The sequence below is a fragment of the Fodinicola feengrottensis genome (assembly GCF_010993775.1).
Taxonomy (GTDB): Bacteria; Actinomycetota; Actinomycetes; order Mycobacteriales; family HKI-0501; genus Fodinicola; species Fodinicola feengrottensis.
Genome location: NZ_WOTO01000054.1, coordinates 1 through 15,022 on the forward strand (window position 1 = coordinate 1; position 15,022 = coordinate 15,022).

Below are 15,022 nucleotides of genomic sequence, written 5' to 3' on the forward strand. Positions count from 1 at the left end.
GGCGGATGCGCTCGCGCTGGCGATCTGCCACTGGCTGGCGAACACCCATCATGCAGACCAAGATGCAGGAGCAATCGCGCTGGCCCAGCCGCCCAGGTAGTGAAGCGATTATCACGTCGGTGTCCGGGACGGTGGCCCGGATAGGGGTCGACCACGCGGTGGTCGAGGTGGGCGGAGTGGGCCTCGCGGTCCTGTGTACGCCACACGCGCTGGCCAACCTCCGGACCGGCAGCCCCGGCCGGCTCGCTACCAGCCTGATCGTCCGCGAGGACTCGCTGACGTTGTACGGCTTCGCGGACGACGAGGAGCGTGACCTCTTCGAGCTGCTGCAGACCGCGAACGGCGTCGGACCGAAGGTCGCCCGCGCGATCCTCGCCGTGCTCAGCCCCGACGAGATCCGCCCGCGCGGTGTCCACCGGCGACCACAAGACCCTCACCCGAGCGCCTGGACTGGGACCCAAGGGCGCCGAAAAACTCGTCGTCGAGCTGCGCGACCGGATCTTGGGCGCAAATGACGGATCCCTTCGACGGCGAGGAGCCGCAGCCCGCCGAGCGGAGATGGAAGCGAGCCTGCGGCCGCGGCAGCTCACCGAGTTCATCGGCCAGCCGCGGGTGCGCGAACAGCTGGACCTGCTGCTGAAGTCCGCTCAGCTGCGGCAGAAACCGCCGGATCACATCCTGCTGTCCGGGCCGCCCGGGCTGGGCAAGACCTCGCTGGCGATGATCGTGGCCGCCGAGCTCGGCGTGTCGATCCGGATCACCAGCGGCCCGGCGATCGAGCGGTCCGGTGACCTCGCGGCCATCCTGACCGGCCTGGAGCGGGGGGAGGTGCTCTTCGTCGACGAGATCCACCGGATCGCCCGGCCGGCGGAGGAACTGCTCTACTCGGCGATGGAGGACTTCCGGGTCGATGTGATTGTCGGCAAAGGGCCCCGGCGCGACCGCGATCCCGCTGGACGTCGAACCGTTCACGCTGGTTGGTGCCACCACCCGGTCCGGCCTGCTGACCTCACCGCTGCGCGACCGCTTCGGGTTCGTCGGGCACATGGACTTCTACGACCCGGATGAGCTGGAGATAGTGCTGCACCGCTCGGCCGGCATTCTGGGCGTACGGCTGCATGACGACGGCGCCGCCGAGATCGCCGGCCGGTCCCGCGGCACCCCGCGGATCGCCAACCGGCTGTTGCGTCGGGTGCGTGACTACGCCGAAGTGCGGGCGGCCGGCAGCATCGACCGCACGGTCGCCCGGGCAGCGTTGCGGGTGTACGAGGTCGACGAGCTGGGGCTGGACCGGCTGGACCGGGCGGTGCTGCACGCGTTGGTGCTGTCTTTCCACGGCGGCCCGGTCGGCCTGTCCACGCTCGCGGTCGCTGTCGGTGAGCAGCCGGAGACGGTGGAGGAGGTCGCTGAGCCGTTTCTGGTGCGTGCCGGCCTGCTGACGCGTACTCCCCGTGGCCGAGTTGCGACTCCGGCCGCCTGGCATCACCTCGGCCGGGTACCCTCGGCAGGAGACGGCACGCTCGATCTGTTTGGCGGGCGGCCGTAACTCAGCAACACCTGCGGTTGATCAGAGTTATATAAGGCCCGTCGTCCGGCGGGCTGCAATACACGGCGTGACCGAGTGAGTCCGTTTGCGGCTAACGGCGGTCCGCTGATTTCCGTCTCGCGCGGCTGACTAGACTTCGCGCGATCAGGGCGGAATTCGACGAAAGGTTCCACGTGGTTATCGCGGCCGCTAGCACGTCCTCTTCAGCGAGCACCTTGTTCCCACTGCTTATCGTGGTGGCTTTGTTCGCCTTGATGTATTTCTTCATGATTCGTCCGCAGTCCAAGCGCCGCAAAGAGATGCAGCAGATGCAGCACACGCTCGGCATCGGCTCGGACGTGGTCACCATCGGCGGCCTGTACGGCACGGTGGTCGATTCCGACGACGAGTCGGTCACCCTGGAGATCGACGAGGGCGTGACCGCGCGGTATACCCGACAGGCGGTCGCCCGGATCCTCACCCCGGGCGACGCCGAGGCCGTCGACGACGCCGCGGATGAAGACGCTGCGGACGACGACGTGGCGACCAGCGCGGACGCGGCTGGCGAGGTGCCCGAGGCCGAGCGCATCCAGCTCGACACCGATCTCAGCAAGGAAGACCCCAAGGCCGACGTGCTGTCGGCGGCCGGCGACGGCACCCAGGCCCCGAAGCTGTCCAAAGACAGCTAGAGGCCCCAGACCCGGACCCGTTCCGGTAACCGAGCCGGCCTCACGGCGTTCCCCGCCGCGGGCCGGCTCGCTGCCGGACAGCAACCGACCGAGGAGACAGGACTGTCGTGGCACCAACTGGCCAGCTTCGCGTGGGGCGGTACTTCATCGCGTTGGTCGTCATCGTGGCGGCTCTTTACGCGGGAGTGTTCTTCCTTCCGGGCGCAGACTCCAAGCATCGCCCGCAGCCGTTCCCGCAGCTCGGTCTCGACCTGGTCGGTGGGACGACCGAGACGCTGACCGCCACCACGCAGGACGGGAAGGCGCCGTCCCAGGAGAGCCTCGCGCTGGCCCGGAGCATCATCGACCAGCGGGTGAACGCGCTCGGCGTGGCCGAGCCCGACGTGGTGACCGAGGGCGACCGCAACATCGTGGTCACCGTCGCCGGCGTCGGTGCCGACCAGTTGGCCAGCGTTGGGCAGACCGCCCAGCTGCGGTTCCGCCAGGTGATCAGCACAGTCGCCGACATCCCGGCGGTGACGCCCAAGCCGTCCACGAGCGCGTCCCCGAAGCCGTCCGGCAGCGCGTCTCCCAAGCCCGGCGCTTCGCCGTCGGCCAAGACGTCCGGCGCCGCCGTGAACCCCGGCCCGACCAAGAAGCCGGCGTCTTCGACCGGCAAGGCAGAAATCGTGCCGGCCGTCGGCACTGGTTCGGCTGGTAAGGCCGCGGTTGTGCCAGCGGCGAACCCGACGCCCACGCCGAGCACCAGCGCGACCCGAAGCCATCCGGTTCGGTTCGCCGTCGCCGGCAGCGCCCGCGCCGGCCGGCGGCTCCGGCGCGCCAGCCGCGGACAAGCTGCCCAGCCTGGCCAGCGTGATCCAGGCGCTCGGCGGCCAGGCGTACTACCAGCAGATACTGACCGGCTTGCAGCAGGTCGACCTGTCCGACCCGACGCAGGCTCAGTCCACCATGCAGCAGTTGGCCGGCACCTCGTTCCTGGACCCGTTCAAGAAACTCACGCCGGCCCAGATCGCCGTGCTGCCGACCGACCTGCAGTTGAAGATCCCGCAAATCTCCTGCGCCAAGCTGGGCCTCCGGCCGCCGGGCTCGATTGACAACGTCAATGCCCAGCAGGTCGCCTGCGACGCCGGGAACAAGTATCTGATGGACAAGGCGACGGTGGTCGGCACCGACGTGTCCAGCGCCGACTTCGACTACAACACCGGCAGCAGCACCGGCTCCACGCCGGGCTGGCGGGTGGTGGTCAACTTCAAGGCCGCCGGCCAGGACAAGTGGACCAAGCTGACCCAGGCCGCGCTGAACAAGCAGGTCGCGATCGTGCTGGACACCACCGTGGTGTCCGCGCCGACGATCCAGGGCGTGATCGCCGGCCAGGCCGAGATCACCGGCGGCGGCTTCACCAGGGACAGCTCGCAGGCACTGGCCAGCCAGCTCAAGTACGGCGCCCTGCCGCTCACCTTCTCAAGGCAGAACTTGAGCAGTGTCAGCGCGACGTTGGGTCTGCAGCAGCTGGAAGCCGGCCTGATCGCCGGAGGTATCGGCTCTCGCGCTGGTGGTCGTCTGGGTGATGTTCTACTACCGGCTGCTCGGACTGGTTACCGTCGCCAGCCTGGTGCTGTCCGGCGGGATCATCTACGGCACTCTGGTGCTGCTCGGTCGCCCGTGGGCTCTGGGATTCACGTTGAGCCTCGCCGGTATAGCCGGCTTCATCGTGTCCATCGGTATCACCGCGGACTCGTTCGTCATCTTCTTCGAACGACTAAAGGACGAGATCCGGGAGGGCAAGACAGCGCGAAGTGCGGTGCCCCGCGCTTGGGTGCGAGCCCGGCGCACGATCATCTCCGGTGACACGGTGTCGTTCCTGGCCGCCGCGGTGCTCTACATCCTCGCCTCCGGCGCGGTGAAGGGTTTCGCGTTCACGCTGGGAATGTCCACGGTGGTCGACTTGCTGGTCGTCTTCGTGTTCACCCATCCGCTGGTCGCGCTGCTGTCCAGGTCCAAGACCTTTATGTCCGCGCGGATCAGTGGCCTCGGCCGCGCGGCGCGGCAGCCTTCCGACGACGCGCCCGCGTCCGCCGCCATCAAGGGAGCCTGAGATGCCGTCCATCGCCCAGCGCCTTTATCGCGGTGAGGCCGGCATCGACTTCATCGGCCGGCGCAAGACCTGGTATTTGATCAGCCTCGCGATCCTGGTGATCGCGCTTCTGAGCTTCCTCATCCGCGGCTTCCACTTCGGGATCGACTTCCAGGGTGGCGTGTCGTTCGAGATTCCCGCGTCTGCCGCGTCCAGCAGCGCGGTCGCTGAGGCGGCTGTGACGAGCGCGAAGACGAGCACCGGCCTCAGGGCGCACGTGGTCAGCACTCAGACCCTCAGCAGCGCGACCGGTCAGAAAAGCTACCTGGTCCGGATCGACCCGATGGGCGAAGATCAAGCCAACGAGATCGCAACGCAGGTCGCCAACACCCTCAAGACGCCTCAGAAGAACATCAGTGAGAACCAGGTCAGCGCTTCCTGGGGTGGTCAGGTCACCTCTCAGGCGCTCATCGCACTGGCGGTCTTCCTCGCGCTCCTGATCGTCTACCTCGCCTTCCGGTACGAGTGGAAGATGGCTGTCGGTGCGATCGTCGCGCTCGCGCACGACTTGTTGATCGCGGCCGGCATCTACTCGCTGGTCGGTTTTCGAGGTCACCCCGAACACCGTGATCGGCCTGCTCACCATCCTGGGTTTCTCGCTGTATGACACGGTCGTGGTGTTCGACAAAGGTCGCGGAGAATACCAAGGGCATCCTCGGCGGCAGCCGTTACTCGTACTCCGAGGCCGCCAACCTCGCCATCAACCAGACCCTGATGCGGTCGATCAACACCTCGATCATCGCGTTGCTGCCGGTCGCCGGCCTGCTGTTCATCGGTGCCGGGCTGCTGGGCGCGGGCACCCTGAAGGACCTGGGTCTGGTGCTCTTCATCGGCATGATGGCCGGCGCGTATTCGTCGATCTTCCTGGCCGCGCCGATCACCGCCGAGCTGAAGGAGCGCGAGCCGCGCTACAAGGCACTGGCCAAGCGGGTTGCGGCCCGCCGGGCCGCCGCGACTGGCGCTCCCAAGCCGGCCGCCACCTCGAAGTCGACGGTCACGGTGACCAAGGGCGGATCCGTGGATGCGGACGTCGATGGTGACGACGACGGCGAGACCGTGGGCGCCGGTGCGTCGAAGGCTTCCGGCGCGTCCTCGACCACGAGTAGGCCGGCGCAGCGTAAGCGGCCGGGGCGGCCGGCCGGGCCGACCGTCGGGCAGCAAGCGCCGCCGGTGACCGTGTCGTCCGGGGCCGGCGCCGGTCTCGGTGCTGGTCTTGGGGCTGGTCCTGGGCCTATGGAGGTGGCCGATCTGATCGCCGCCCACGTGGTCGATGTGCCGGACTTCCCGAAGCCCGGGGTGCTCTTCAAGGACCTGACACCGCTGTTCGGTGACGGTCCGACGCTGCGGGCCTGCGCGGACGCGATCGTCGCGGCCGCCGGGCCGTTTGACCTGGTGGCCGGGATCGAGGCGCGCGGGTTCATCGTGGCAGCCGCGGTCGCGTACGCCACCGGCACCGGTGTCATACCGGTCCGCAAGGCCGGCAAGCTGCCAGGTCCGACCACCACGATCACGTACGAGCTGGAGTACGGCACCGCGACCCTGGAGATTCCGGAGCGGGCCGGGCTCGCGGACCGCCGGGTGCTGTTGGTCGATGACGTGCTGGCGACCGGCGGTACGGTGGTGGCTTGCTTCGGAGCTGCTGTGGCGCGGTGGCGGCCGGGTGGTCGGCGTGTCAGTCGTACTGGAGTTGGCCGCGCTCGGTGGCCGATCCCGGATCGCCAATACGCATAGTAATCTTCCGATACACGCATTGTTATCAGTCTGATTTCTCGGGTAGTAGCTGGTCAGAGGCCTTGTCGAAACGACTCGTACTGGCCAATGCGCCTGCCGCCATACGTGGCCACATGGCGCGGGATACGATGGTGATCTGTGGTGCCACTTGATCGAAGCAGTTGATCACTGGCACTGTGGATGGATATCCACCCGCCAAGATCGACTGGGTTGTGTCAAGGAGCAGTGCCGTGGCCACCGATGCGGTAGGAGACCTGGACCAGAGCGCTGCTCTGCTGTCCGGGGACGACGACGCCGCGCTCGATGTGCCCCAGCAGGGGGGCCATACCGGCCGCCGGGTTCGCGCCGCGCTCGCTCGTTTCGGCAGTAATCCCAGCTCAGCACCCGTGCAGGCGGTTCTGGAGCCGCTCGCGGCGACGCACAAAGCGGCGCACCCCAAGGCCAACGTCCGGCTGCTGCAGCGCGCGTACGACACGGCGGACGAGTTCCACCGCGGCCAGATGCGCCGCAGCGGCGACCCGTACATCACCCATCCGCTCGCGGTGGCGACGATTCTCGCCGAGCTGGGGATGGACACCACGACGCTGGTCGCGGCGCTGCTGCACGACACCGTCGAGGACACCGGCTACACCCTGGAGCAGCTGTCCGCCGACTTCGGCGGCGAGGTCGCGCACCTCGTCGACGGCGTGACCAAGCTGGACAAGGTCAAGTTCGGCGACGCGGCCGAGGCCGAGACGATCCGCAAGATGATCGTCGCGATGGCCCGCGACCCGCGCGTGCTGGTCATCAAGCTGGCCGACCGGCTGCACAACATGCGGACTCTGCGGTTCCTGCCGCGCGCCAAGCAGGAGCGCAAAGCCAAGGAAACGCTGGAGGTGCTGGCTCCGCTGGCCACCGGCTCGGCATGAACACGGTCAAGTGGGAGCTGGAGGATCTGGCCTTCGCGGCCCTGTATCCCAAGCGCTACCAGGAGATCGCCCGGCTGGTCGCGGAGAAGGCGCCGGCCCGGGACGCGGTGCTGGAGTCGGTCACCGAGCGGGTGTCAGCCGAGCTGAAGACGTCCAAGATCAAGGCGACTGTCAGCGGCCGGCCGAAGCACCTCTATTCCGTCTACCAGAAGATGATTGTCCGCGGCCGCGACTTCGCCGACATCTACGATCTGCTGGGCGTACGGGTGCTGGTCGACTCGCTGCGAGACTGTTACGCGGCGCTGGGGGTCATCCACGCGACCTGGCAACCGGTGCCCGGGCGGTTCAAGGACTACATCGCGCGGCCCAAGTTCAACATGTATCAGTCGCTGCACACGACCGTGATCGGTCCGGAAGGCAAGCCGGTCGAGCTGCAGATCCGGACCTGGGCGATGCACCGTACGGCTGAGTACGGCATCGCGGCGCACTGGAAATACAAGGACGCGAAGGGCTCCGAGGTGGCCGGCCCGCCGGCCGACAGCGACGAGCTGACCTGGCTGCGGCAGCTGCTGGACTGGCAGAAAGAGGCCGTCGACCCGGGCGAGTTCCTGGAGTCGCTGCGCTTTGACCTGCGCGGCCAGGAGGTCTACGTCTTCACCCCGAAGGGTGACGTGATCGCGCTGCCCACTGGGTCGACGCCGGTCGATTTCGCGTACAGCGTGCACACCGAGGTCGGGCACCGCTGCATCGGCGCCCGAGTGAACGGCAAGCTGGTGCCGCTGGAGAGCCGGCTCGCCAACGGCGACACCGTGGACGTGTTCACCTCCAAGAGCGAGCACGCCGGCCCCAGCCAGGACTGGCTGAGCTTCGTCGCGAGCCCCCGCGCCCGTACGAAGATCAAGCAGCACTTCGCCAAGGAGCGCCGCGACGACGCCATCGAGGCTGGCAAGGACGCGATCACCCGGGCGATGCGCAAGCAGGGCCCTGCCGCTGCAGCGGGTGCTGAGCGGTGACGCGCTGCTGAATGTCGTACGCGATCTGCGGTTGACCGACGTGTCGGCGCTCTACGCGGCGGTCGGCGAGAACCAGATGTCCGCTCAGTCCGTCGTCCAGCGGCTGATGGCGCTGCTCGGCGGTCTGGAAGGCGCCACCGAGGACTTCGCTGAGGCGGCCAGCCCAGTCAAGGAGCGGCGGCGCACTCAGGCGATCAACGACCCGGGCGTGGTCGTCAAAGGCGCTAGCGACGTGTGGGTGAAGCTCGCCAAGTGCTGCACCCCAGTCCCCGGCGACGACATCCTCGGCTTCGTCACCCGCGGCGGCGGCGTCAGCGTGCACCGCGCCGACTGCACGAACGCGGAAGACCTGCGGGCCCAGCCGGAACGGCTGATGGAGGTCTCGTGGGTCCCGTCGGCCGGCTCGATGTTCCTGGTCGCGATCCAGGTCGAGGCGCTGGACCGGCACCGGCTGCTGTCGGACGTGACCAGGCTGCGTCCGACGAGAAGGTCAACATCCTGTCCGCGACGGTGACGACGACCCGGGACCGGGTAGCGGTCAGCCGATTCACCTTTGAGATGGCCGACCCGAAGCACCTCGGGCACCTGATGCGAAACGTACGCAAGGTCGAGGGGTGTTTATGACGCGTACCGAGTCACGTCCGGTGGGGCGTCTGAATAGGGCCGTCAAGGTCCAAAGCGGCGGCTGCCTCTGAGGAGAGGGAATTCCCGGGCTGCTCATTTGCTGGGTGGGGCTGGATTTTCGTCGAGTGTGGGACTTTATCCCGCACTCGACGTTGAGTGCGGGGTTTTGTCCCGCACTCGGCAACGGACCTGTTGTCGGTGGGGCTGATGTGACTGTTGAGGTATTGCTGTCCCGGATGTTGGGATGGAGTTGTTGATCTTGGTTAGTTGGCCGGTGCGAAAAGGACATTCCGGACCGATGTCCGTTATGTACGGGCCAACTAACCAAGATCAACAACGCCAACTTCGACAGTGACCGCTGGGCGGGAGTCTCGACACGCAGAGTCGCGACGATCAGGGACCGCACAACTATCGGCTATGAGGGCGCCCAGCGGAGAGAACGAGTGCCAGAGACCACCAACAAACTAGACGGCCCCCGTTGCTCTTTCCCATCTCCAGAGGTAGAAGGTCCTAATCCCTAAAACCGGGCATCCCACAAAACCGCAAGGATCGGAGAAGCAACGTTAGTCGGGGAGTTGGCGCAGGCCTCGGGCGGTGGGCAGGAGTTCGCCGGCGCCGAAGCGGGTCAGGTCGAGGTTGACGGTGGGGGCGATGCCGGGTTGGTCGAGCCAGACGATCCGGTCACCGCTGCGAAAGCCCGGTTTACCGTGTACGCGAATGGGAATGGGACGCCAGGGCTGGTCGTCGCCCTTGGTGTATTCCCGCCAGAAGGAATTGACGTTGGCGGCGCTGGAAAGTCGCGGGCCGCGCAGAATGGCGATGCTGAGATCGACTTGCCAGCCCTGTTGGTCGTTGCCGGATTCCCAGACCTGGCTGTGAAAGTCGACGTCTCCCCAGTCGTACGCGAATGCCGTTGGAGTGGCGGAAATCTGTTGCGGGAGATAGGTGATCGCGTATCCGTCAACGGTGATGGGATCGGCGCTCGCCGGTGTCGGCAGGGCGGCTATTCCAAGGAACGCGAGGAAAAACAGCGAGAACAGTGATCGCATGGATTTCTCCTGGGGTGAGGCGGAAAACGGGCGCCTCGCCGGGCCGGGTGCCTTCCCGTCACCGGCCCGGCGGGGACGGGATCCATCCTCGCCGCCAGCGCCGGCTCGTACGCCCGCCGACCTCGGATCTGTGGATAACTTCCGGACCAACTCGCCTGTGGACAAAAGAAACCGCGAGGGCGACGTTCGCAAACGTCACCCCCGCGGTCGTCGGCTTTAGGAGGCCGGGGGAGTCACCGTGATCGACGTGATTTGTACGTTGATCTTGGGGGCGTCCGGCTCGGAGCCGGCCGCTGCGTTCGGGCCGAGCTTCACCCCGCCAGCGGCGATCTTGTTGACGACGTCCAGACCCTTGGTGACGTGTCCGAAGACGGAGTAGTTCGGGCCGTCGAAGCTGCTGTCCTTGTTGACGATGAAGAACTGGCTGCCGTTGCTGTTCGGGTCAGAGCCCTTGGCCATCGCGACGGTGCCCGCCGGATAGGGCGGATTGGCGCCGGTGGGCAGATTCTCGGTGCCGAACTCGTAGCCGGGCGTGCCGGTGCCGGTGCCGCTCGGGTCGCCGCACTGCAGCGCGAACGAGCCGGTGACCAGCAGCCGGTGGCAGGGCGTGCCGTCGTAATATTTCTTGCCGGCCAGGAAGGTGAAACTGTGCACCGTGCACGGTGCCTTCGCGGTTTCCAGGGTGAACTCGATGACGCCCTGGTTGGTCGTCATGGTCACCGTCTGGGTGCCGGTGTGTGGCACGTTCGTGGTGGTCGGTACGCCGACGCTGCGGGCGCCCTTGGGTGGCGGGTTGGTGGTGTCCTTCGCGTACACACAGGACCCGGGCGCCGGGGAGGCGGACACGCTGGCAGATGGGGGGTGGCGGCGGCGTTGGCGTTGGTCTTGTTGCCGCCGCCGAACTTGCTGATCAGGAACCAGCCGCCGGCGATCACGATCACCACCGCGATGATGGCGCCGATGCCTGCCTGCATCTGTCGACGCTTGCGGGCCGCGGCGGCGCGCCGGGCCATCTGGCGTTCGAGCTTGGCACGGGCGAGGGCGCGCTGGCGGTCGCGGCCGGATTTGCCGGGCACTCGTGGCTCCTTATCCTGCGGTGTCTTGGCTGGCCGGGTCGGGCCAACAGCCGCGGTCGGTGCTCGTCGGGAGATGATCGCTATCCGCGGCGAGTCTACGAGTTGGCTCACCCGGTAGGCTCATGAGGTGCTGGTTGTGTCCTTTCCCGCTGCCGCGTTCGCGACGAACTGCTATGTCGTCGCACCCGAGGCGGGTGGTCCGTGCCTGGTCGTCGACCCCGGCATCGGCATCGGGGTGGTCGAGCAGCTCGGCCAGGTGCTCGCGAAGCACCGGCTGGAGCCGCAGGCGGTGCTGCTGACACACGGCCACGGAGACCACACCTGGTCGGTGACCCCGGTTTGCGACGCCAGCGGGATTCCGGCGCTCATCCACACCGACGACGAATACCGGCTGCGTGACCCGCTCGGCGACCTCGGGCCGGACCTGGTGCGGATGCTGGAGCAGCAGTTCGGACAGTCCGCGAAATGGGCCGAGCCCAGCGACGCTCGTACGTTCGCGGACGGCGACTCGCTGACCTTCGCCGGTCTCACCCTGACCGTCGACCACGCGCCTGGCCACACCGAGGGCTCGGTGTTGTTCCGGCTGCCCCAGCCGGACGGACCGGAGTTGTGCTTCGCAGGTGACGTGCTGTTCGCCGGTTCCATCGGGCGTACGGACCTGTCCGGCGGCGACCACGACGCGATGCAGCGCAGTCTGGCCGAGCGGATCCTGCCGCTGGCTGACGAGACCGTCGTGCTGCCCGGCCATGGCCCGGCCACCACGATCGGGCGGGAGCGGGCGTCCAACCCGTTCCTGGTGGGGCTGGTCGAGGGGCATATCGGCGGCTGAGCGCCGCAAACCACGCAGCCACCGCCCGCAAACCACGTTCAGGAGCACCGTTATGCCCACCTCACCCCGACCACTGTCCGGCTTCCCCGAATGGCTGCCGGCGCAGCGCATCGTCGAGCAGCAGGTCGTCGACACCCTCCGTCGTACGTTCGAGCTGCACGGCTTCTCCTCCGTCGAGACTCGCTCGGTCGAGCCGCTGGAAACCATGCAACGCAAAGGTGAGATCGACAAAGAGGTTTATGTCGTACGGCGGCTGCACGCCGAAGGCAACGAAGACCTGGACCCGGCCAAGACGCTGGCGCTGCACTTCGATATGACCGTGCCGTTTTCCCGGTATGTGCTGGAAAACGCCGGCAAGCTGGAGTTCCCGTTCCGTCGCTACCAGATCCAGAAGGCGTGGCGGGGTGAGCGGCCGCAGGAGGGTCGCTATCGGGAGTTCCTGCAGGCCGACATCGACGTGATCGACCGGGACACGCTGCCCGCGCACGTGGATATCGAGCTGCCGCTGGTGGTGATCGCGGACGCGGTCTCCACGCTGCCGTTGCCACCTCTGAAGATGAGCGTCAACAACCGAAAACTCGCTGAGGGCTTCTATCGCGGGGTTGGTGTCCAGGACACTCTCGGGGTGTTGCAGCGGATCGACAAGCTGGACAAGATCGGGCCCGCGCTCGTACGAAAGCTGCTTGTCGAGGAAATGTCGTTGTCCGACAAGCAGGCCGACTTGTGCTTGTCGTTGGCGGAGATCCGTACGACCGATCTGTCCTTTGTGGACCGCGTAAGGGCACTCGGGGTTTCCGGTGAGCTACTGGAAACCGGGCTCCAGGAGCTGGCCGCGGTGGTGGCCGCCGGCATCGAGTACGCGCCGGGTTTCCTGATCGCTGACCTGAAAATCGCCCGCGGCCTGGACTACTACACCGGCACGGTCTACGAAACCGTGATGGAAGGCCACGAGGAGCTCGGCAGCGTCTGCTCCGGCGGCCGGTACGACTCACTCGCGACCGACGGCAAAACGACGTACCCAGGAAACGGCCTGTCGATCGGGGTGTCCCGGATCCTGGCCCGGCTGCTCGGCCGCGAGCTGCTGACCGCGACCCGGTCGGTGCCGACCTGCGTGCTGGTCGCGTTGCCGTCCGAGGACGACCGGCCGGCTGGCCGACGGATCGCGGCCGCGCTGCGTGGCCGCGGGATCGCCGTCGAGATCTCGCCGACCGCGGCGAAGTTCGGCAAGCAGATCCGTTACGCCGAGCGGCGCGGCATCCCGTACGTGTGGTTCCCGGGCCGGGACGGCGGCGCCGACCAGGTCAAGGACATCCGCTCCGGCGACCAGGTCGACGCGACCGCCGCCGACTGGGCTCCTCCTGCCGAAGACCTGCGCCCCCGCATCGTCCGACCCTAGAACGGACAAAACGCCGCCAGATCGCTAGATTCGGCGAGTGGTGCATCCGGGCTCACGTCCTGTGGGTCCTTCCTCTGACATGCCAAATGACATGGCAAGCCAGCGTGGGGAGGACCGGGTGGATGCTGCTATGGCAGTAGTGAAACCTGACATATTAAGGGACGGCGGTGGCGCCGCCGGCCTGACGGACGTGGCCGCGATCGAGGAGCTTTATCGCGGCTGCGCCCGCCGAATGGTGGTCGCCGCATACGGGTTGACGGGGAATCTGGCCGAAGCGCAGGACGCTGTCCAGGAGGCCTTCGTACGGGCCGTCGCCGCGCCACAGAAGGTGTTGCGGGCCGAGAACCCGGAGGCCTGGCTGCGGACGGTGGCGCTGAACGTGGCCCGCAGCCGATTCCGTCGGCGGCAGCATCTCGACATGCTGATGCGCCGCAAGCCGCCGCTTCCGGAAACCCTGCCGGGCATGTCGGCGGCGGACCGGATCGCCCTCCTGCACGCGATGCGGCAACTGTCGGTCCGTGAGCGGGAGGCAATCGCCCTGCACCACCTCGCCGATCTTGAGGTGACCCAGGTGGCCGAGATTCTCGGTGCGCCGGTCGGGACCGTGAAGTCCTGGCTGAAGCGCGGCCGTACCAAACTCGCCGGACTGCTCGGTGACGATCTTGGGGACGACGATGACAATGCTTGATTTCGAAGGTACGAAAGAAGAACTCGCCGACCAGGTGGTCATCCCGGAATTCGCCCAGATCCAGGGCGACGGCAAGCGTCGGCGCAATCGTCGGCGGGTCGGCGCAGTGGCCGCGGCGGTCGCGGTAGTGGCGCTGGCCGCCGCTGTAGTGCCGCTGGCCCAAGGTCGACTGGCCGGTGTCCAGAGCGCCGATCCGCTCGCGGGTGCGGTCGCCGGTCCGGTTGCTGGCGCCGAGGTCTTGTTGACCGGAGCACCGGTGACTCTTTCCTGGTACGGCGAGCTGGACACCCGCGAGGCGCTTGCCGTGACGCTGAGCGAGGGGAAGGCGCCGTCCATGGCGCGTACGGTCGACGGCGGCCACACCTGGAAGGCCTGGCGGCTGCCGCCGGGAATCGGTGTCACCACGGGCGATCAGCTCATTCAGACCGGTTCGACGCTGAATGTGGTGTATCCGCAGGTCATCAGCCGGACGGTGGTCCAGATCGGCAACTATCTCAGCCGCGATGCCGGGCAGACCTGGACGAAGACCGCCGGAACAGCCGTCAACGGCGTCATGATGAACCATGGCGAAGGGAATTTCTACACGGCGGTGATCGCCGCGCCCGTGCCGTCAGCGCCCACCGGCTGGCCCGTACGCGCCTTCTGTGTAGACAACAACAAGGCGGGGATCCCCGCGACTTGCGGCATGTACGCCATCGATCCGGTCGAGGGCGGCTGGCATCCGTTCGCGAAGCAGCCGTCGACGACGTGGGGTGACGCCGAGGGTGCGGTGGATGCCAGCGGGCGCCTCTGGTTCAGCCACTCCGCGGAGTCGAAAGTGCATCCTCAGCAGTAGCGTGGATCATGGTGCCACCTGGACGACCCTGTCCATCGACAAGGCGGACGGGTGCGCTGGCGTTCCGATGTCCGGCACCGACGGAACGGCGTACGCGACACTGTCTGGTCTGCTGGCCAGCATTCCCCCGAGTGTGCTGGTGTCACATGACGGTTGGAAGACGTGGCAGAAGACCCAGCTGGGGACGCCGCCGGTGGACCTGATCGCGGTGTTGCCGGACGGCGCTCTACTCGCCGCACCGCGCCACGTCACCTCGCCTGGAAAGCCTGCGACGTCCGCGGCGCCCGGGTTCTTGCTGAGCCGGGATGGCGGAAAGACGTTCCAGCAGATCGCTGGCACCGCCGGGTTCTCCAGCCTGAAGACCACTGCGGTCGGGTCGTACATCGGCTCTTCCAACAGCGGTGAGCCAGGGAAGCAGTCGATTTCCGACGACGGCGAACACTGGTCGAAGGCGCCGCAGGTGCCGGGCCAGAAGTACCTTCGCACACGTACGGCCGTCATGCCCCATGGGGGGTGTGGCGGCAG

The 15,022-nt window shown here is 67.3% G+C and carries 11 protein-coding genes and 7 pseudogenes; 14 read left to right on the plus strand and 4 right to left on the minus strand.

The window, feature by feature from the left end:
• Nucleotides 1–62 precede the first annotated feature (62 nt).
• From ruvA to GNX96_RS36930, 10 genes and pseudogenes are all read left to right on the plus strand, one after another.
• Nucleotides 63–341: pseudogene (gene ruvA / locus GNX96_RS65805) on the plus strand (Holliday junction branch migration protein RuvA); the annotation flags it as partial.
• 217 nt (nt 342–558) lie between these two features.
• Nucleotides 559–1,546 (plus strand): annotated as a pseudogene (ruvB, locus tag GNX96_RS36900) (Holliday junction branch migration DNA helicase RuvB).
• A gap of 173 nt (nt 1,547–1,719) precedes the next feature.
• Entirely contained in the window at nt 1,720–2,214 is a 495-nt protein-coding gene (gene yajC / locus GNX96_RS36905) for a preprotein translocase subunit YajC (RefSeq protein WP_163572431.1), read from the plus strand.
• Between the two features lie 386 nt (nt 2,215–2,600).
• Nucleotides 2,601–3,308 (plus strand): hypothetical protein, encoded by a 708-nt coding sequence (locus GNX96_RS65810; RefSeq protein WP_390624239.1) that lies wholly within the window; start codon nt 2,601–2,603, stop codon nt 3,306–3,308.
• A pseudogene (locus GNX96_RS65815) lies at nt 3,229–3,654 on the plus strand (SecDF P1 head subdomain-containing protein); the annotation flags it as partial. The gene GNX96_RS65810 and the pseudogene GNX96_RS65815, both read left to right, overlap by 80 nt.
• 127 nt (nt 3,655–3,781) lie before the next feature.
• Nucleotides 3,782–4,309: an MMPL family transporter gene (locus GNX96_RS36915; protein WP_390624238.1), complete on the plus strand. Its 528-nt coding sequence runs from the start codon at nt 3,782–3,784 to the stop codon at nt 4,307–4,309.
• Between the two features lies 1 nt (nt 4,310).
• Nucleotides 4,311–4,829: pseudogene (locus GNX96_RS58020) on the plus strand (protein translocase subunit SecF); the annotation flags it as partial.
• A gap of 233 nt (nt 4,830–5,062) precedes the next feature.
• Nucleotides 5,063–5,185 (plus strand): annotated as a pseudogene (locus tag GNX96_RS65820) (protein translocase subunit SecF); the annotation flags it as partial.
• Between the two features lie 396 nt (nt 5,186–5,581).
• Nucleotides 5,582–6,113 (plus strand): annotated as a pseudogene (locus tag GNX96_RS36925) (adenine phosphoribosyltransferase).
• A 238-nt stretch (nt 6,114–6,351) separates the two neighbouring features.
• Nucleotides 6,352–8,661, plus strand: a pseudogene (locus GNX96_RS36930) (RelA/SpoT family protein).
• Between the two features lie 526 nt (nt 8,662–9,187).
• Here the strand turns inward: GNX96_RS36930 and GNX96_RS36935 are convergent.
• The 3 genes from GNX96_RS36935 to GNX96_RS36945 form a co-directional block, all read right to left on the minus strand.
• On the minus strand, nt 9,188–9,823 hold the full coding sequence (locus GNX96_RS36935; protein WP_279582441.1) for a hypothetical protein: 636 nt from the start codon (nt 9,821–9,823) through the stop codon (nt 9,188–9,190).
• Nucleotides 9,824–9,889: 66 nt separating this feature from the next.
• Nucleotides 9,890–10,489 carry a peptidylprolyl isomerase gene (locus GNX96_RS36940; RefSeq protein WP_279582442.1) on the minus strand — a complete coding sequence of 200 codons (600 nt, stop codon included), beginning with the start codon at nt 10,487–10,489 and terminating at the stop codon, nt 9,890–9,892.
• A complete protein-coding gene (locus GNX96_RS36945; RefSeq protein ID WP_163572435.1) occupies nt 10,390–10,860 on the minus strand; it encodes a hypothetical protein in 471 nt (156 codons plus the stop codon). The genes GNX96_RS36940 and GNX96_RS36945 overlap by 100 nt, the downstream gene beginning before the upstream one ends.
• A gap of 16 nt (nt 10,861–10,876) precedes the next feature.
• On the opposite strand from GNX96_RS36945, the gene GNX96_RS36950 reads away from it, so the two are divergent.
• The 4 genes from GNX96_RS36950 to GNX96_RS36965 all read left to right on the plus strand — a co-directional run bounded on the left by GNX96_RS36950 (nt 10,877) and on the right by GNX96_RS36965 (nt 14,497).
• Nucleotides 10,877–11,578, plus strand: coding sequence for an MBL fold metallo-hydrolase (locus GNX96_RS36950; RefSeq protein ID WP_163572436.1), 702 nt, complete (start codon nt 10,877–10,879; stop codon nt 11,576–11,578).
• A gap of 52 nt (nt 11,579–11,630) precedes the next feature.
• Nucleotides 11,631–12,974, plus strand: coding sequence for a histidine--tRNA ligase (hisS, locus tag GNX96_RS36955; protein WP_163572437.1), 1,344 nt, complete (start codon nt 11,631–11,633; stop codon nt 12,972–12,974).
• 130 nt (nt 12,975–13,104) lie between these two features.
• Nucleotides 13,105–13,662: a SigE family RNA polymerase sigma factor gene (locus GNX96_RS36960; protein WP_163572438.1), complete on the plus strand. Its 558-nt coding sequence runs from the start codon at nt 13,105–13,107 to the stop codon at nt 13,660–13,662.
• Complete coding sequence (locus GNX96_RS36965) at nt 13,655–14,497, plus strand: hypothetical protein (protein ID WP_163572439.1); 843 nt, start codon at nt 13,655–13,657, stop codon at nt 14,495–14,497. The genes GNX96_RS36960 and GNX96_RS36965 overlap by 8 nt, the downstream gene beginning before the upstream one ends.
• A gap of 6 nt (nt 14,498–14,503) precedes the next feature.
• On the opposite strand, the gene GNX96_RS36970 is transcribed toward GNX96_RS36965, so the two are convergent.
• Nucleotides 14,504–14,983, minus strand: a complete 480-nt coding sequence (locus GNX96_RS36970) for a hypothetical protein (protein WP_163572440.1) — start codon at nt 14,981–14,983, stop codon at nt 14,504–14,506.
• Between the last annotated feature and the right edge of the window lie 39 nt (nt 14,984–15,022).

What these genes read in the sequence shown, in the direction of transcription:
- GNX96_RS36915 (WP_390624238.1), top strand. Translation starts at nt 3,782, where the DNA reads ATGTTCTACTACCGGCTGCTCGGACTGGTTACCGTCGCCAGCCTGGTG.
- hisS (WP_163572437.1), top strand. Translation starts at nt 11,631, where the DNA reads ATGCCCACCTCACCCCGACCACTGTCCGGCTTCCCCGAATGGCTGCCG.
- GNX96_RS36960 (WP_163572438.1), top strand. Translation starts at nt 13,105, where the DNA reads ATGGCAGTAGTGAAACCTGACATATTAAGGGACGGCGGTGGCGCCGCC.
- GNX96_RS36965 (WP_163572439.1), top strand. Translation starts at nt 13,655, where the DNA reads ATGCTTGATTTCGAAGGTACGAAAGAAGAACTCGCCGACCAGGTGGTC.